Consider the following 19,018-nt stretch of genomic DNA (forward strand, 5'->3'; position numbering starts at 1 on the left):
TTCAACTCCTTTAAAGTCATTTTGATTAAACCAATTCTCAATATGACTCCATTTATGAATGTTATCAAGTTTAAAATCTGATTCTAGCATATTTTCATTTGTACAATGCCCTTGTGGATAAGGGAAAAAATCATGCTTCCATTCCTCAGAATCAAGTTTCATTATAACAGGATTTAACTCTTGATCAGGAATCAAACAAAGCAGGTGTAAACCTAGTAACTGTTTGAGATTATCACTACCTAAAACCTGAATAATATCTACAATATGGTTTCCCTCAATATAAATTTTATCAAAAGTTAGCAATGCAGTTATTAAATCACGGGCTATTTGAAGAGTTACCTCATTTTTATTTATATTTATATCATAACCGGATATAATATCAATTGTTTTTCTTTCATTTCCTACTTGAACAAAGGAAACACATTGTTTTGTCCGAGGATAATTTGTGATAAATATTTTTGATTCTTCCATTTGTTATGCTAATGATTTTATGCCTATTGATAAATAAGAGATTACTGCTTTTCAAACTTTAATTTAGGTAATCTTTTCACTATCTCCACCGTTTTCATCGACACATTAATAACACGCAGCAAAAGATTAAAGATGTATTTTTCATCATCGTGTTCTTTTGCCCAATCGTTAGGGTCGTTGGTAATGCTGCTTTTGCTATCGGTTGTTACTGCATAGCGTTCCATAATCCACTCGATGGCAGACTTTCCGTTTACTATATACTCGTAGGCTTCAGCGGGAATACCTTCTATGGTAATGCTTTCGTTATAATGGATGCTGCTCTTGTCTGCGGTCTTGCTGTCTTTTTTAGCGAAACGCATCTTTTCTACCCGGTAATTGATAGCTTCTCCTTTGTTGGTGTATGCACCAAATTGTACGATGCAACTTTTGTAGGGTTCGATAGTTTCATAATTCAGATGCCATTTGGCGAGTTTGTGACCGGCTTTGCTGAATGCCCAGAAATCATCAGCTTTTTCTACCAAGGGCAGACGAGGCAATGACTTTTTGAGGTCTGTGGCAAAGGTGGTACGATAGTCGGGCGAATGAAGGATGCCATATACGTAATAGAAAATATCCTCTTTTGTTACTTTATACCCGTATTGCTTTCGTGCGGTACTAAGAATCCAATCGGTTACTCCGTCTTTGCGTATATAACGGTCTATCGGATTTGTTGAATTTTGATTGAATAAGTCAGCTATATCTGATGCGCTGTCATCGTACCAATACAAAGGGAAACATTGTCCATTGAATTGTAACTGCAAATCTGGAATGCAATCTGTAATTAATGCAGAGAAATCTTTACTAGCACCCACTCCTGATACGCAAATTACTAAGTTCTTATGTTTAGAAGTTGGGAATAGACGTAAGTTTTGGTAGGGGCGTTGTATAAAGTTTTTGTTAAAATATAAATACATTTTTTGATAAGGCCTATAAGTTCCAGTTATAATGCTATCTGTGCTGAAATGAAGTATCTTATTGCTAATACAATTCTTTATCAAACTGTCATTCCAACTTATTTTTGTAGCTTCAAAAGAAACTGTGGCTATTTGTTTTGAAGCAAAAAGTTCTCTTTGTTGATTATAAAAGCTTATAGACTGTTGCATATTATGTTCAAGAGCTTTTAATGCATAATTATAAACCCAGGCATCTCTTGAAGATGCAAGCCCCAAAGAATAAGTTTCAAAAAATGCTTTTTGACCTTTTGCATATTTCTTTTCCGGGTCAATCGGAATGAAATCTTTAAACATTCTATTCCTGTGATTAATCCAATCACCATGTTCATTAGGAGTAAGTTGTTTCCATTCCATAATCGGATTACTAACATCCCTCATCTGTTTGATGACTCTCAATTTGTCTTCACGACTTAAATAATCTCCAATATCATGATAGAAAATCTTGGCTTTTTCAGTAGTTTTTTTAGCCCTTTTCACTAATATAGTTATAGCTATGGGAGTACGAGAGCCAGAACCAAAAATTTTTCCTCCTTCTTTACGAGACAATTCTCCATTGGTACGTTGGTTTCCTCGTAAATTAAATACATAAATAGATGAAAATTCTTGTTCAAAACATTTACGCATACCATCCATACCATTCCCATCCAACCAGCCACTATTTGAAACGAATGCGATAACTCCACCTTCATTTGGCTTAATTCTGTCAGAAGCCCATCGAAATGCTTTAATATAACTATCATACAATGCTTTTACAGAAGTTGCACTACTGCCATTAGCATACGTTTTTTCAATACGTTTTTCTAATATGGGATATTTTAAATTCTGTGCATTATCATTCGCAGACTTTTGCCCCACGGAATAGGGAGGATTACCAATAATGACGGTTATCGGTTTCTTCTTTTGTTCAATGACACGCTTGGAGTTTGTTGGGAACTGCTCTGAATAGAGGTTTTCTTCAGAGGCTTGTTCTCCCAGTTGGAATGTATCAGTAAGGCAGATACCTTCAAACGATTTGTATTCTTCGTCTTGCATCAAATCGTGGAATACATTTTCTATATTGATGGAGGCAATGTAGTATGCCATCAATACAATTTCGTTGGCATGGATTTCGTGATGATACTTGCGTAGAATATCTTCTCTGCGTATCAATCCGCTTTGAAGCAACCGGGTGATGAAAGTACCTGTACCTGTAAACGGGTCGAGGATATGCACATTCTCATCGCTCAATGTACGTCCAAACTCTTTGTTCAGAATATAGGCTACGGAATGTATGATAAAATCCACCACTTCCACCGGAGTATAAACAATACCTAACTTTTCCACCGTTTTAGGCGAAGCGACTTTGAAGAATTTATCATATAGTTCCACTATCAACCGTTGGCGACCTTCGGCATCGGTAATATCGCCTATCGTAGTACGCACATAGTCGTAGAACTTTTGTAACCGTTCATGCTCTTCTTCCGTTTTGGCTTCATCGTCCAGTAAAGCCAACATCTTTTGCATGGATTTGGATATGGCATTGCTTCCTACAAATTCATAATTTCCAAACAAAGCCTCAAATACGGGCATGGCAATAATATGCTGCGAAAGCATTTCGATGGTTTCCTGTTCCGTAAGATTGGGATTAATGTTTTTGCGCAATCCCTTCATCAATTGTTCAAAAGCCTTTTTGTGCTTGCCTTCGTCGGAAATCAATTTTTGTATACGTTTAATGTGCTCTTCTGCAATTTGGGCAATGTCCCTTGCCCACAATTCCCAGTAACGTTTACTGCCTACCTTTTTTACCATCTTGGCATAAAACACATTTTGCAAATCTTCAAACTGGAGGGAAAGTTGTTGTGCCATTTGTTCGGCAGCACTTTCCTTGCGTTGTTCTTTTCCTTCAGCCAGACTATTATCTATGCTGTCATCATCGTGGGGGACACCGCCAAACAGGATATGCTTGGGACGTTTCTTTGAAAGTTCAATCTTGTTTACTTCGGCATTGAAACGGTCGTCATGGGCGCGCAAGGCATTCAATACGGTCCATACTACTTTGAAATTGGGGTGTTTGCTAAGTACTTCATCGCCCTCCACGTTTTCTGGGATAACAACCGGAATGATGATATAACCATACTTTTTTCCTTCACTCAACCGCATGACGCGCCCCACTGATTGAACGACATCTACTTGTGAGTTTTTGGGTGAAACAAATACTACGGCATCCAATGAAGGCACATCCACCCCTTCGCTTAGGCAACGGGCATTGGTCAGCATCCGGCACTCCATTTCATTCTCCGGTTGGGCTTTCAACCACATCAATTCCGCATCCCGTTGGGTGGCAGACATAGTACCGTCTACATGATGGGCGATGACATCTACCATCTGTTTTTTATCAACTTCGCTAACGTCTTCCATATAGGCATCCTTGCAGTCTGTGAATACTTTGGATGTAAGTTTTGAGTCTTTGATGGTTGTACAGAATGTGACGGCACGGCGCATCGGTAATGGGTCAGTAGCCTTAATCAATCCTTCATCTCCCAATACTCGTTTGGAAAGGGCATTGATACAACCGACAAATTTAGAAGCATCATCCACCGTAATCGTTCCGTCTTCATTGGTGATAACATTGCGCAAAGCTGGTGTAATATCTTTATCGCCTACGGCAAGAATCAATACCTTGTAGTCTGTCAATAAGTGTTTTTCTACAGCTTCGCCAAATCCGATACGGTAAATTTCATCGCCATAGAGTGAGGCGTCATCCATAGAACAGAGGATAGCATTGTTCTCATCCGCTTTTTTCCGGGCTTCATCTGTATATAGGCGAGGAGTAGCTGTCATATAAATGCGGCGTTTTGCTTGGATAAAGTCATTGTCATGCACTTTGACGAAAGCACTTTCATCGGTTCCTTTCAAGGTTACTCCGGTGGTACGGTGGGCTTCGTCGCATATAATCAAGTCAAATATTCCGTATTCATTGTTTGTATATGCCAGTATTTTGGCTTGCGCCCTTGATATAACTTCAATAGATTGGTAGGTAGAGAAAACAACCGTCATGCCTTGCCGTTTCTTTTGGCGAATGCTGTCTAATTGGCGAACGATGAAATCCGTATTGGTAGAAGCCGGTAAAGCCAAATCAAGTACACTTGTCGTATTGTCATCGTTCTTAATTTCTTGCCGGGACACTTGTCCATCGGAACAGATACAGACTGCATGGATAGGAACAGAAGCCTGCCCTGACCAAGAACGCAACGTCTGTCCCAATAAGGCAATCGAAGGAACGAGAAAAAGGACAAGTCCGTTATTGTTGGTTTCTTTCTCTGCTATTTTAAGTGAAGTGAAAGTCTTTCCTGTACCGCAAGCCATGATTAATTTTCCCCGTTCGTGTATTTTCAAGTATTCGTGGGTCTTGTTAATAGCTTTTTGTTGATGCTCTTTGATGTCAAAAGGTTTGGGGCGCAAAGCTCTACCATACAGTCCTTTTTCAAGTTGTTCCCAATCGACATCATCAGTTTCAAGGTCTATTAAGTTTAGACGAGCGACCTTGGGCATTTGGTTTTTAATAGTCAGTTCGGCAACACTATTCCATTTGTTGGTTGTTGAAATCCAAAGGCGTTGAGCAAAACCGATAGTTTCTCCATTTACTTCAAATGTTTTACTTGAAGTGGAAAGAAAAGAATCCACATCAGCTTTGTTAATGTAATTGCCTTCTGCAAAACATTTGCATTGGATAGCCCAATAATCACCAGTGAAAGTTTGGGCTACTAAATCTATTCCTATATCTTTTCCTCCGAATTGTTCTTTGTATGGAAATTCAGACCAAAGCCAGGTTGTTTCAAACAAACTTTCATAGAGAGAAGTAGTTTTGAGATAGGCTTGCATCAGTCGTTCAAAACGAAAACCTTTGTCTTTTTCCGAAAGAGATTCTTTCCGGAATTTATGTAGTATTTGGGAGAAACTTGTCATTCTATTGATTGTTATTTATCAGTTCTTTTATATCCATGTTTTTATGCCATCTATTTGTTTGCAAAGATATAAAACGATATTTTATAAAAAGAAAATGAGAAGAGAAATCCTCTTCTCATTCAGCACCTTCTTCCCGTCTTCCATCAAGCGCTATCCGGAAGCCGCCATATTCATCTTTATAGCTCCCCATGTCATAATCAATGTACGACACTCGGCATCCTTTCGCCGTTCCGCCCCAACTTCCGCCGCGCAGCACCCGGCGGAAATAGAGGTGTGTCCCCTTGAACGGCCATCCCGAATGGACGGATTTTCCGTTATGCTCATATTCTTTGGTATATAAATCTTCGCACCATTCCCATACATTGCCGCTCATGTCGTATATCCCTAATTCATTGGGTTTCTTCATGCCGACCGGATGCGTAGTTCCTTCCTCTCCGCATGGATTTGTCTGATAGTTGTCTATGTACCAAGCCACTTCGCCTATGTTGTGGCTTCCGCTATATTTATACCCTTGGCTTCGCTTGCCGCCACGGGCTGCATATTCCCACTCCTTCTCGGTGGGCAAGCGGAAAGGGCTCTTTGTAAGAATACTCAGTTTGGTGATGAATGCCTGGGCATCTTCCCAACTGACGGATTCTACGGGGCAATCGTCGCATCCGGCGTTGAAAGAGCTGTTGTGCTCACTGCCTATTACTGCATTCCACAGCCTTTGTGTCACTTCATATTTTCCTATGTAGAAAGAATCCACTTCTTCTTCGTGCACGGGCTTCTCATTGTCTTCGCAATCGCTTCCCTGTTCTCTTGTCCCTCCCATCTGGAAGGTGCCTCCTTCCACCAGTACCATTTCAAAACTCTCACCGTTCACGGTAAAGGTCAAGGTAGGAACAGGTTCTTGATTGGATTTATCAGGGGAACATGCCAGCAAGCAACTTAGTGCAAGGCTCCATACCAGGTAATTTATCCTGTTGGTACTTAAAATGTTTTTTCGCATACGTATCTCTATTTTGGGCTGTCGACAAGTTTAGTTCTCTTCTAAAAAATAAGGCACGGACAATACATCATACCATGCCGCCCGCATGATTCCCGTGTTTGTCCGTGCCTTATAGGAAAACTGCAAATGCGTTTACGTTACATCTGTGTTTTTATTTCACCTCTTCTATCAGTTCCATTCCTTTTTTGATGGCCTCCTCGTTCATCGGGATGAGGTGGTGGTGGCGTTCGGGAAGTGTCTTCTTCAATCCCTTGAGCACGCTTTCCAGTGCGACCATCGGTTTCAGTTTCAGCAATCCGCCCAGTACAATCATGTTGAACGCTTTGGCGTTGTTCATTTCGTTGGCGGCATCCATGGCGTCGATGCGATAGACGTGGATGTCCTTGCGCGTAGGCGGATGGATGATGCCGTAGCCGTCGTAGATGAGTATGCCGCCGGGCTTCACTTTGCCCTCGAACTTCTCCAATGACGGCTGGTTCAGGATGATGGCGGCATCGTACTTGCTGAGGATGGGTGAGGAGATTTTCTCATCACTTACAATAACGGTCACGTTTGCTGTGCCACCGCGCTGTTCCGGTCCGTAAGCCGGCATCCAAGTTACTTCTTTGCCTTCCATTAGTCCGGAATATGCCAGAATCTTTCCCATGGACAATACACCTTGCCCACCGAAGCCTGCTATAATGATTTCTTCTTTCATTGTTCTTCTGTCTTTAGCATGATTATTTATCTTTCAGGTCGCCCAGCGGATAGAAGGGGAACATGTTCTCCACCATCCATTCATTGGATTTCGCAGGAGACATTTTCCAGCCGGAGTTGCAGGTGGAAACGATTTCCACAAGGTTGGAGCCTTTGCCTGCCATAGAGTTCTCGAATGCTTTGCGGATAGCCTTTTTCGCTTTGCGGATGGCGGGAACAGACTGTACGCTTTGGCGTGTCACATAAGCGGTTCCTTCCAGTTGTGCGGCAATATCGGCCATTTTCAGCGGATAGCCGTGCAGATGCACGTCGCGTCCATAAGGGCTGGTCGCCGTCTTCATGCCTACAAGGGTAGTGGGAGCCATTTGTCCCCCGGTCATACCATAGATGGCATTGTTGATGAAGATGATGGTGATGTTTTCGCCGCGGTTCAAGGCGTGGATGGTCTCGGCAGTACCGATACAAGCCAAGTCGCCGTCTCCTTGGTAAGTGAACACCAGACGGTCCGGCCAAAGGCGCTTGATGGCAGTGGCAAGTGCGGGTGCGCGTCCGTGGGCGGCTTCCTGCCAGTCGATGTCTATATAATTATAGATGAACACGGCACATCCTACGGGGGAGATGCCTATTGCTTTGTCTTCCAGTCCCATTTCTTCGATAACCTCGGCTACGAGTTTATGAACTACGCCGTGGCTGCATCCCGGGCAGTAGTGCATGGGATTATCGTTCATCAGAGTCGGTTTTTTGGCAACCAGATTCTCGGGCTTTATAATATCTTCTTTTGTCATAATCACTTCTCCTTATCTGTTGGTGAACCGTATGAAAAACTCCATCAGCTTGACGAATATTGCTGCACCGCAGACGTAGATGAACAGTTGGAAGTCATCTTTGGCGGCAAAATATACAATGATAGCTGCTAGGGCAAGTATCATGAAGAGAATGTTCAGTACGTTTCTTATTTTATCAGGATTCATTTCTTAATCAGTTTTTCTTTCAATGCATCTACTATCTCATCCGGATCGGGAACAATGCCGCCGAGGCGTCCGAAATGTTCCACTTTCACTTTACCGTTCACGGCCAGGCGGACATCTTCCACCATCTGTCCGGCATTTAATTCTGTAACAAGCATGCCTTTCACCTTGTCGGCATATGCGGCAATGGCTTTGGTTGGGAATGGCCACAACGTGATGGGGCGGAGCATACCTACCTTGATTCCTTCTTCGCGTGCCAGTTCCATTGCTTTCTGCCCGATGCGTGCCATGGAACCGAAGGCTACAATCAGGTAGTCGGCATCATCGCAATGAATTTCCTCGAAGCGAACCTCATTCTCTTCAATCTGCTTGTATTTGTTTTGGAAGCGGATGTTGTTTTTTTCCATTTCTTCCGGTTTCAGTTCTAACGAGGTGATGATGTTGGGCTTGCGTCCGTTGGTTCTGCCGGTAGTGGCCCATGGGCATTGTTCGATGACTTCCGCATCGGTGCGGCGTGGCTTTTGTGCCGGAAGCACTACTTTTTCCATCATCTGGCCGATGACACCGTCGGCAAGGATGATTGCAGGGTTACGGTATTTGAAGGCAAGTTCGCATGCCAGTCCTACAAAATCTGCCATTTCCTGTACGGAAGCCGGAGCAAGGGCAATCAGACGATAGTCACCGTGACCGCCTCCTTTTACTGTCTGGAAATAGTCGGCCTGGCTCGGTTGGATAGTTCCCAGACCGGGACCGCCGCGCATAACGTTTACAATCAAGCAAGGCAGCTCGGCACCTGCCAGATAAGAGATGCCTTCCTGCTTCAGGCTGACACCGGGGCTGGAGGAGGAGGTCATGACCATTTTTCCACTTCCGGCACCGCCGTACACCATATTGATAGCTGCCACTTCACTTTCTGCCTGAAGAACCACCATGCCGGTCGTTTCCCAGGGTTTCAGTTCGGCAAGAGTTTCCAATACTTCCGATTGCGGAGTAATGGGATATCCGAAGTAACCGTCTGCACCGCAACGGATAGCTGCGTGGGCAATGGCTTCGTTTCCTTTCATTAATACAACTTCTTCTGCCATATTCTGCTGATTTACAGGTTTATTCTACTTTTGTTTTATATACAGAGATACATCCGTCCGGACATACTGTGGCGCACGAGGCGCAGCCGTTGCAGGTATCTTCCAATATCTGTTGGGCATAGTTATACCCTTTCACATTCACCTCCTTGGTGAGGGCTATTACGTTGAGCGGACACGCTACCACACACAAGTTGCAGCCTTTGCAACGTTCGGTGTCTACTACGATTGCTCCTTTGATTTTTGCCATAATTTACGTTCTTTATTTATTGATTGTACATATCCTTGTTGTAGAAGTTCAGGATGTCCATAGCCATTTGATGGGCATGTTTTGCCGGGCTTTCGGGGTTCAGGTCGATGGCATACTGATAATTGTTCAGTGCTTGTTGCCAGTTGCCTTGTTTCCGATAGGCATTTCCCCGCAGGTAGTAAGCTTCGTCTTTGCCAGAAAAGTCTGTTTGCAGTATTTCGTCAAGCTGCTGAATGGCTTGCTCCACCTTTCCCTGGTTAATAAGCTCTTTTATGGTATTCAATCGTTCCATATTTAAACAATATCCGGGTTACTGAACCACAAAGATAGTTTTTATTTGAAGACAAAGCATATCTTAGGGTTGAATTTTGCAGGAAAAAGTGTGCTATTTATCTCTAATTGGTTACTTTTGTTCTGTATAATCAATGTGTATAGCCGATATGTGCGGCATTTGGAAACAATGAAGTGGAATGAAACTGTTTGGGAAGGCGGAAGTAATGCGTAAGTATAAAATTGTTTTTTTTATGGTTGTCGTCTCTTTGGTGGCCGGTCGTTTGTCTGCCAATCAAGGTGGCTATTTTGGCGACAGTACTCTCTATGCCTTATCCATGCAGATGTATGACAGCATCAGGTCTTCTGTTTTTCTGGAGTTGAGACAGTGTGGGTTGCAACGGGCAGAGGCTATACGAAACGCTCATTTCGATTACGTCTTCAGGGTGGCCTTGCTTTCATATTATGAAGTGAGGAAAGAGAAGGAGGAGTATCGGCAAGCGTGTGATAGGCTGGTGCGTTATTATCAGGAAATGGATGAGGATTCTTTGCTATACGAGACTTGGGGACGGTTGCCGGATTGTTTGTTGAAGTGGGGAGATTATGTGGAGGCGGTTCTTTCGTTGCGGGAAATGTCGGCCTATGCTCAGCGGCACAATCACCCTATGGGCATGGCTATTTCTCATTTTTATTTTGCGCAGTGTTATTTGAATAACGGGCAGCTTGACGAGGCAGAACGCCATTACCGATGTGCCATGGGGTGTTTTGCTGATTTGGATGTACCGGGCAAGGTGGCACGTTGCGGATTTAATTTGATTTCTATTCTGCTGGTGCGTAATGATTGGGCGGGTGCTTTGGCCTTGAGCGATTCATTGCCTTGTCATATCCGTTCGTGGGAGCAGAAGAAAGGCATTGCCGTCAATCCGGTACTCCGTGTGCAGCAGGCTATGTATCGTCTGAAGATCTTCATCAATATGAAGGATGCGAAGGCTGCTGCTGTCCAGCGAGACAGTATGCTCTATTATAATAAGGTATATGCGGATGCTTCGCAGCAAGAAGAGCTGCAATATACATTGGCTCGTTATGAACGGTTGGTAGGTAACTATTCTGAAGCAGACAGGATTCTGAAGATGCTGGTCGATTATAGTTTGCAGCAAAATAACCACTCTAGGATAGCACGGTATTGCCGTACATTGGCCGAAGTGAAGCGCTTGGAAAACTTGTCTGCGGAGGCTGCCGAGTATTTCCATTTATATGCCCTTGCAGTAGACAGTTCACAAATGACAGATTCTAATTTGCGGCTTGAGCGTATTACGAAACTTTTCCGTTTGAACGAGTTGGAGCAGGAGAAAAGAGTGGTACAAGCTGAGCATAAGAAAGCTTGTGTACTGGTTGTGTGCATAGCTGTGGTAAGTGTGATGATATTTCTTATTTGTCTCTTGTTGATGGTGCATTTTTACCGCTTGCGCCGGAAGAACCGGGAATTGGTGGAGCGTATACGTAGCCAGGAAGAGGCGGAAGAGCGTGCTATGGAAGCATGTACTTTTGTGGAAACAGTGTTGCCTAAGGGCGGGGAGGTGTCGCGCGAAAAGCAACTTTTCAGACAGATACAAATGTTGCTGTCTGATGAAAAAGTACTGTCGCGTCCTAGGTTGGGGCGTGATGAGCTGGCTGCGTTACTGAATACAAACCGTACGTATGTGGCAGAAGCCATTTCTACCTGTACGCAAGGAAAAAGTGTGTCATTGTTTGTAGCAGAAATGCGTGTGAAGCGTGCGCGTCGTTTGTTGGATCAACATACCGAAATGTCTTTGGAAGAAATAGGGATGGCATGTGGGTTTCAGTCGCAAAGTACTTTCACGAAATATTATCGTAATTATTATGACATTACTCCTGGTGAATATCGAAAGCTGGTGGGTTCGAAATAGTTTTTTTGTTGTTAAGCAGAGGTTTGCGTATAGTAAATGAAGAATTGCGCATAGGAAAAGGAACTGAATGCCGGTTTCTGTATTTTTGTTCCAAAAAGAAAAAACAACAATTGAAGAGTTTATGAAAAATGTATTCGGATTTTTAAGTATTGTCGTGTTAACTGGATGGAGCTTATTTTCCATTTCATCATGTAGTGATCAATATGATGACAGTGAAATCAAGGACCGTCTGGATAAGGTGGAAGACAGAGTTACAAAACTTGAAGAATGGTGCTCAACCGTTAACAGTGAAATTATTTCGTTGAAAGGATTAATAACAGCTTTGGAAAACAAAGATTATGTAACCGGGGTGGAGACTCTTGAGGATGGTTATAGGATTACATTTTACAAAGGTGGAAACATCATTATCCGGAATGGAAAGGATGGTATTGACGGTGAAGATGGTATTGACGGTTATACCCCTATAATAGGTGTAGCCAAGTATTCTGATGGTTTTTATTATTGGACTGTTCAAACGCAGGATGGAAATACGGATTGGTTGACTGATGCGGATGGTGATATGGTACGCGCCACCGGGAATAATGGTAAAGACGGGGTTGATGGTGAAGATGGCGCTGATGGTGAAGATGGTGCTGATGGTGAAGATGGTGCTGATGGTGAAGATGGTGCTGATGGTGAAGATGGTGTTGACGGAAATAACGGCCTGAACCCTTACATCGGTGATAACGGCAATTGGTGGGTTGGTACTACTGATACTGGTGTAAAAGCACAAGGAGAGCAGGGCGTTTCCGGTTTAAGCCCTTACATCGGTGATAACGGCAATTGGTGGATTGGTACTACTGACACTGGTGTAAAAGCACAAGGGGAGCAGGGCGTTTCCGGTTTAAGCCCTTACATCGGTGATAATGGCAATTGGTGGATTGGCACTACTGATACTGGTGTAAAAGCACAAGGAGATAAGGGACTGGATGCGGTAGCGCCGCAAGTCCGTATTAATGATAATACCAACGAATGGGAGATTTCCATTGACGGAGGAAAAACCTACACTTCGACGGGCGTAAAAGCAACCGGAAATCAGGGTGATAGTATGTTCAAGGATATAGATAACTCGAATGCAGATTATGTTGTGCTAACTCTTGCCGATGGAAAGACTAAGATTACATTACCTAAACAATCGGATATTTCGTTTTCAATCGGTGATGTCTCGGAGAATAATGAAGTGATGGAAATCAATCAGAAAACGACTATCGCAGTTAATTTCTCTTCGGGATTAAAAGAAGGCTTTTTTTCTGCCATCATTGCTGATGTCATAACTCCCGGGGGTATTGTCACTCGTGCAGGTTCATCGGGCTGGGAGATTGAAATAATCAAGCCGACATTTACCAATGGAACCTATAACAATGATGCAGCGATAATAATCACTCCTATTTCGGCGGCAGTTGTAGGTTCATGCGCTATTGTTCGTGTTACAGTTATTGATAATAGAGGAAGGGAGATTACTTCTTCACGTCCTGTCAGATGCGGTAGAATGGATTTAGTTTTAAAGGAAACAGTGGCTGAAGGTGGATTGCAGGCGGCTGTTGAAAAACGATTGTCCGGTGTCACTCCGGAAATAATACGAACGCTTGTTGTGGACGGTACATTGAATAGAGATGACTATGACTATATTGTGGGACAACTGAAAGGACTGCAAGAATTGACTCTTAATAGTGCTGTTTCAATACCGGACAAGGCTTTGAACCACCGTTGGGATGAGCCTGACACATCTCTTATGAAAATTTCGGCACCCAAAGTAGTTGCTATTGGAGAATTGGCATTCAATAATTGTGCGGCTTTGGAGGAAATCGATATGCCTGCTCTGAAAACGATTGGCAAGAGTGCATTTTACAGTTGTATTAGTTTGAAGAAGTTTGCATCCTCCTCGGTCACAACCGTTGAAGAATCTGCATTTATCGAGTGTTCATCGCTTGAGAGTGTTTTTCTTCCCGGTATTACTGAAATAAAACGTTACACATTTTGCGATTGCAGTGCTCTGGTCGACATTGTCTTTCCGGAGGTGAAGGCAATAGGTGAATGTGGATTTAAAAACTGTACGTCGCTGGTATCTTTGTCAGATGTGTTATTCCCAAAGTTGGAAACATTTACCGGTGTGAATGTTTTTGAGGGCTGCACGGGACTTACTGTTGTGTCGTTGAGTAAAGTTACATCATTGGAGACTGGTCTTTTTTCACTTTGTCAATCTCTTCGGGAGGCCAGCTTGCCCAAGGTTACAACAATAGGTGGATATGTTTTTAGGAATTGTACACTGTTGGAAACGGTAGACCTGCCAGAGGCTGTATCTGTTGAGAATATGGCATTCGCGGGATGTGCTTCACTTGCGACAATAGTTTTGCCGAAAGCGGAAACATGTGATACTCATGTCTTCTGGAAGTGTACTTCACTTGAAAATGTTATATTACCTGCCGTAAAAAAGCTGGGCTCACGAGTGTTTAGTGAGTGTTCCGGGCTTTTGTGTGTCGAGTTATGTACAGCGGTCGACCATCCCGGGCTGGATTCTGTCGGTGCCTGTTTGTTCGAATCGGTAGATACTTCCCATATTGAACTATCATTAGGCTATGGAGAAATCGTTGTAACCAAGACTCTTGTGGGGGACAATCAAGAGTGGAAACGGCACTCAGGAGATTTTCAGTATAATAGATTCAAGAAGATTATTGAAAAGATGTGATATATATTAGAGCTTATATAGAATAAAATACAGGTACACAGATTTACAGTGCCCTTAAACCTTATTCTATATGATATCTATTTATAAAGAAAACGGTTACTTCAAGCTGAACAACGTTTTCTTTTATGAGAACAGTTGTTATTCACGTGAGTTATATCGAATGAGCATTAACTATAAGAGTGTATGTCAAAACTAAAAATTCATCATTATTATTGATTTAAATGAAGTTAATCTATCCTTGTTGTGAGTAGGAGAGGAGATGCTTCATTACATTCTGCATGGCAGAATGGTATATCTTGTTAGAGTTTGACATACCTCTTATAGTTAGTGCTTTTGGAATGGAATCATCCATGTTGTTCCATATCTAAAGATGGCACATAGTTATCTTAATGTATTTTTATAACTCCAAAGCGTGGTTATTTGACAGGTATCTTGTCAATTCGCTTTTGATGGCGTCCACCTTCGAAATCCGTTTGAAAGAATTCCCTCATAATTTTGTCGGCTTCTTCCGTAGAGATGAAACGTCCCGGCATGACAAGCACGTTGGCATTGTTGTGTTGGCGTGCCAGACGGGCTATCTCGGGCTTCCAGCAGAGAGCGGCGCGGATGCCTTGGTGTTTGTTCAGCGTCATACTGATGCCTTCGCCGCTTCCGCAGATGGCAATTCCCGGATAACACTCTCCGGTTTCAACGGCCAGTGCCAGCGGATGTGCAAAGTCGGGATAGTCGCAACTCTCGGTAGAGTAAGTCCCGAAGTCCTTGTAAGCCCAGCCTTTGGCTTCCAACCAGCCGCGGACATATTCCTTCAATTCGAAGCCTGCATGGTCGGAACAGATTCCTATTGTTTTCATAATAGTCAGTTAATATATTAATACGCCAATGTGCTGATGCCTGCAGCTTGTGGGGCGCAGGCAACCAGCACATCAGCACATCGGTTAATGATTATAACATTGTTTTTACTTGCTTGTAAACGTTCTCGGCTGTGAAACCAAGCTTTTCGTCCAGCACTTTATAAGGTGCAGAGAATCCAAATGATTCCAATCCCCATACTTTACCGCGCGGACCTACCAGCCCTTGCAGTGTGACGGGCAGACCGGCTGTCAAGCCGAATACCTTGGTGCCACACGGGATAATGCTTTCTTGATATCCCGGAGCCTGGCTGCGGAACAGACCTTCTGAAGGAACGGACACGATACGCACCTTGACGCCATCCTTGCGCAGTAATTCAGCGCCGGCTACCAATGTGGCAACTTCCGAGCCTGAAGCAACGAGGATTACATTCGGATTTTCATCGGATCCGGCTACGATATAAGCGCCTTTGGCAGCTTGTTCGTAATCATTGCCTTCGGGCAGGTTGGCGATATTCTGGCGGGAGAAAATCAAACCGGTTGGGGTCGTGGTGTTTTCCATTGCCAGTTTCCATGCCATAGTTGTTTCTTCTGCATCTGCCGGGCGGAGTACTAACATCGAATTGTGTCCCTTGTGGTTTTTTAGTTTTTCCATCAAGCGGATTTGGACTTCTTGTTCTACCGGTTCGTGGGTAGGACCGTCTTCACCTACACGGAAGGCATCGTGTGTCCAGATGAACTTCACGGGAACTTCCATCAAGGCTGCCATACGTATAGCAGGTTTCATGTAATCGGAGAATACGAAGAATGTTCCGCAAGCGGGAATTACACCACCGTGCAGTGCCATACCGATACAGCAGCAAGCCATAGTCAGCTCGGCAACACCAGCCTGGAAGAATGCACCGCTGAAGTCATTTTTCTTGAAGGCATGTGTTTTCTTGAGGAATCCGTCTGTCTTGTCGGAATTGGAAAGGTCAGCGGAAGCAACAATCATATTTTCTACTTGAGTGGCGAGAGCACCGAGTACAGTAGCGGATGCTGCACGCGTGGCAACGCCTGCTTTCTGTTCGATGGCGGACCAATTCACTTCGGGAACTTTACCGGAGAAAAACATTTCCAGTTTGGCTGCCTTTTCCGGGTTAGCCTTTGTCCATGCGGCTTTGGCTGCATACTTTTCAGCCATGATTTTCTTCAGCTCAGCTGCACGCTTGGCATATAGCTCGGCCACTTCGGGGAAGATGACAAACGGATTTGTCGGGTCACCACCCAAATTCTTGATAGTGTTTACATAAGCGTCGCCGCCCAGAGGAGCACCGTGAGTGGCACAATTGGCCTCGTAGCTGCTGCCGTCTTCCTTGCGGGCACCCTTGCCCATTATGGTATGGCCGATAATCAGCGTCGGACGCTCTTTCTCTGCTTTGGCTTCGTTCAGTGCACCGCGGATGGCATCGGAATCGTTACCATTGATTTTGATGACTTTCCAGCCCCAAGCTTCGTATTTCTTGCCGGTATCTTCGATGGTTACGTCCTTTGTTTCGGTAGAAAGTTGAATGTCGTTGGCATCATAGAACATGATAAGATTGTCCAGCCCCAATGCCCCGGCGATGCGGCCCGAGCCTTGGGAAATCTCTTCCTGAATGCCACCGTCAGAAATATAAGCGTAGATGGTCTGTGGCATTACTTCTTCGAAACGTGCCTTCATGAACTTGGCTGCAATGGCTGCACCGACTGCAAATGTGTGACCTTGCCCCAACGGACCGGAAGTGTTTTCAATACCGCGCATGATGTCACGTTCGGGATGTCCCGGAGTGGGGCTTCCCCATTGGCGGAACTCTTTCAGTTCGTCCAGGGTGAACTTGCCGGCCAGAGCCAATGTAGAGTAAAGCATCGGTGACATGTGTCCCGGATCGAGGAAAAAACGGTCACGACCTTCCCATGCCGGATTTTCAGGATCATATACTAGGAACTCTGAGAAGAGTACATTTACAAAGTCAGCACCACCCATGGCACCGCCTGGGTGTCCGGAGTTGGCCTTCTCAACCATGGATGCAGCAAGGATACGGATATTGTCTGCCGCACGGTTCATAAGTTTGTTGTCGTTCATATTGAATCTAATTAATTTTGAATATTATCAACGGGTTATTTTGTCCTTGTAGGTTTTCCAAGGGCAAAGATAACTCTTTATGCGTAATTCACAACACTCGCAGAGTGCCTTTTTTATCAGTATTACTGCCTTTTTGCAGTTAAAATGATACTAAACGTATTTAGCTGATTTTGTGAAGCGCACGGTAGTTTTACTGTAACTCAATAGTAACGATTGATTTGGCCGGAAGTTTAATCTTGAGAATATCTTTATTGATTTTTACCTCTTTGAACGGAACAGGTTTCACATTGTCGGGATTTTCAAATGAATTGTAGTCCGTCAGGTTGTCGGAAGTCAATATTTCACCAACTGCTTTCTTGGCTTTCGTTCCGGACAAATTGATGGTCACTTCTTGTGCATTGTCCGCATCTACGTTGGATATGGAAATGTGTATCTTGCCGTTTTGGTCTTTGGAGGCGGTAGCGCTGATCATAGGTATTCTGCGGTTGCCGCGTACATCCATCATGTCGCAGTTCAGCTCAAGAGGAATGTAGGTGGCATCTTGGTGTACATTGTACATTTTGAATACATAATAAGTGGGAGTGAGCACCATGTCTTTTCCGCTGGTCAGAATCATGGATTGCAATACATTGACGATTTGGGCTATGTTTGCCATTTTCAGACGGTCGGTATATTTATGGAAAATGTCGAAGCTGAGGGAGGCGACAAAAGCATCACGCAATGTATTCTGCTGGTACAGATGTCCGGGATTGGTACCCGGTTCAGTGTCCCACCAGGTTCCCCATTCGTCAAGCATAAGAGCCACGTTCTTTTGAGGGTCGTATTCATCCATAATGGTGCAATGCTTCTTGATGACATCTTCTATTTCGCGGCATTTACCCAATGTCCAGTAATAGTCGTCTTTGCTGAATTGGGTGGCGGCACCTTTGCTGCCGTTCCATCCGCTGACGGTATAGTAGTGCAAGGAAAGACCGTGCATACGGCCGCCTACGCAGTCCATCAGTACTTTAGTCCAGTTATAGTCGTAGTCGCTGGCACCGCTGGCTATCTTGAAGAGGCTATTGCCGTCATAGTTGCGGCAGTAGGTGGAATAGCGGCGGTAGAGGTCGGCATAATATTCGGGACGCATGCTTCCACCGCAACCCCAGCTTTCGTTTCCTACACCGAGGTATTTCACTTTCCAGGCCTTATCGCGACCGTTTTGGCGGCGCAGGCGTGCCATGGGGGAGTCTCCTTCGGAGGTCATGTATTCTACCCATTTGGCAAGTTCTTCTACGGTACCACTACCTACGTTTCCGCTGATATAGGGCTCACAACCCAGCATTTCGCAGAGATTGAGGAACTCATGGGTTCCGAAACTGTTGTCTTCGATAGTGCCTCCCCAGTTGTTGTTCACCATTTTGGGACGGTTTTCTTTAGGGCCGATACCGTCCATCCAATGGTATTCGTCGGCAAAGCAGCCGCCCGGCCAGCGAAGGACAGGTACGCGGAGCTCTTTCAGTGCATTGAACACGTCGGTGCGATAACCGTTGATATTGGGAATATCGGAATTTTCGCCTACCCAAAGTCCGCCATAGATGCAAGTTCCCAAATGTTCTGCAAACTGGCCGTAGATTTCTTTGGGAATGATTTGCTCGCTCTGGTCTGTGTGTAAAGTGATAGTGGTACTTTTCTGTGCGAAGAGTGACAACGAAGCAGAGAGAAATATGCTACTGATAAATAACTTTGTGTTCATAGGATCTTTAGTG

Annotated in this window: 13 protein-coding genes; 2 read left to right on the forward strand and 11 right to left on the reverse strand. The window is 44.2% G+C overall.

The window, feature by feature from the left end:
- Positions 1 to 512 precede the first annotated feature (512 nt).
- The 8 genes from M1B78_RS03845 to M1B78_RS03880 all read right to left on the reverse strand — a co-directional run bounded on the left by M1B78_RS03845 (position 513) and on the right by M1B78_RS03880 (position 9,687).
- Positions 513 to 5,408, reverse strand: coding sequence for a DEAD/DEAH box helicase (locus M1B78_RS03845; RefSeq protein WP_257930800.1), 4,896 nt, complete (start codon positions 5,406 to 5,408; stop codon positions 513 to 515).
- A 115-nt stretch (positions 5,409 to 5,523) separates the two neighbouring features.
- Positions 5,524 to 6,399 (reverse strand): formylglycine-generating enzyme family protein, encoded by an 876-nt coding sequence (locus M1B78_RS03850; RefSeq protein WP_257939942.1) that lies wholly within the window; start codon positions 6,397 to 6,399, stop codon positions 5,524 to 5,526.
- A gap of 151 nt (positions 6,400 to 6,550) precedes the next feature.
- Positions 6,551 to 7,096 (reverse strand): 2-oxoacid:acceptor oxidoreductase family protein, encoded by a 546-nt coding sequence (locus tag M1B78_RS03855; protein WP_257939943.1) that lies wholly within the window; start codon positions 7,094 to 7,096, stop codon positions 6,551 to 6,553.
- Positions 7,097 to 7,118: 22 nt separating this feature from the next.
- Positions 7,119 to 7,880, reverse strand: coding sequence for a thiamine pyrophosphate-dependent enzyme (locus M1B78_RS03860; RefSeq protein WP_136009276.1), 762 nt, complete (start codon positions 7,878 to 7,880; stop codon positions 7,119 to 7,121).
- A gap of 12 nt (positions 7,881 to 7,892) precedes the next feature.
- Positions 7,893 to 8,066 (reverse strand): hypothetical protein, encoded by a 174-nt coding sequence (locus M1B78_RS03865; RefSeq protein WP_257939944.1) that lies wholly within the window; start codon positions 8,064 to 8,066, stop codon positions 7,893 to 7,895.
- Positions 8,063 to 9,148: a 3-methyl-2-oxobutanoate dehydrogenase subunit VorB gene (locus tag M1B78_RS03870; protein ID WP_257939945.1), complete on the reverse strand. Its 1,086-nt coding sequence runs from the start codon at positions 9,146 to 9,148 to the stop codon at positions 8,063 to 8,065. Before M1B78_RS03870 ends, M1B78_RS03865 begins: the two co-directional genes overlap by 4 nt.
- Before the next feature lie 19 nt (positions 9,149 to 9,167).
- Positions 9,168 to 9,395, reverse strand: a complete 228-nt coding sequence (locus M1B78_RS03875; RefSeq protein ID WP_136009273.1) for a 4Fe-4S dicluster domain-containing protein — start codon at positions 9,393 to 9,395, stop codon at positions 9,168 to 9,170.
- A gap of 16 nt (positions 9,396 to 9,411) precedes the next feature.
- Positions 9,412 to 9,687, reverse strand: coding sequence for a tetratricopeptide repeat protein (locus M1B78_RS03880; RefSeq protein WP_136009272.1), 276 nt, complete (start codon positions 9,685 to 9,687; stop codon positions 9,412 to 9,414).
- Between the two features lie 178 nt (positions 9,688 to 9,865).
- Between M1B78_RS03880 and M1B78_RS03885 the strand changes: the two genes are divergently transcribed.
- Both M1B78_RS03885 and M1B78_RS03890 read left to right on the forward strand, forming a co-directional pair.
- The gene (locus tag M1B78_RS03885; RefSeq protein ID WP_257939946.1) at positions 9,866 to 11,593 is read left to right on the forward strand and encodes a helix-turn-helix domain-containing protein; all 1,728 of its coding nucleotides are present in this window, start codon (positions 9,866 to 9,868) and stop codon (positions 11,591 to 11,593) included.
- A 67-nt stretch (positions 11,594 to 11,660) separates the two neighbouring features.
- Positions 11,661 to 14,318: a leucine-rich repeat protein gene (locus M1B78_RS03890; protein ID WP_257939947.1), complete on the forward strand. Its 2,658-nt coding sequence runs from the start codon at positions 11,661 to 11,663 to the stop codon at positions 14,316 to 14,318.
- Positions 14,319 to 14,734: 416 nt separating this feature from the next.
- On the opposite strand, the gene rpiB is transcribed toward M1B78_RS03890, so the two are convergent.
- The 3 genes from rpiB to M1B78_RS03905 form a co-directional block, all read right to left on the reverse strand.
- The gene (gene rpiB / locus M1B78_RS03895) at positions 14,735 to 15,169 is read right to left on the reverse strand and encodes a ribose 5-phosphate isomerase B (protein ID WP_136009269.1); all 435 of its coding nucleotides are present in this window, start codon (positions 15,167 to 15,169) and stop codon (positions 14,735 to 14,737) included.
- 91 nt (positions 15,170 to 15,260) lie between these two features.
- Positions 15,261 to 17,270, reverse strand: a complete 2,010-nt coding sequence (locus M1B78_RS03900; protein ID WP_176468156.1) for a transketolase family protein — start codon at positions 17,268 to 17,270, stop codon at positions 15,261 to 15,263.
- A gap of 190 nt (positions 17,271 to 17,460) precedes the next feature.
- Positions 17,461 to 19,005 (reverse strand): alpha-N-arabinofuranosidase, encoded by a 1,545-nt coding sequence (locus M1B78_RS03905; RefSeq protein WP_257939948.1) that lies wholly within the window; start codon positions 19,003 to 19,005, stop codon positions 17,461 to 17,463.
- Positions 19,006 to 19,018 lie beyond the last annotated feature (13 nt).

It is taken from the genome of Bacteroides muris (ex Fokt et al. 2023), from assembly GCF_024704895.1.
Classification (GTDB): Bacteria; Bacteroidota; Bacteroidia; order Bacteroidales; family Bacteroidaceae; genus Bacteroides; species Bacteroides muris.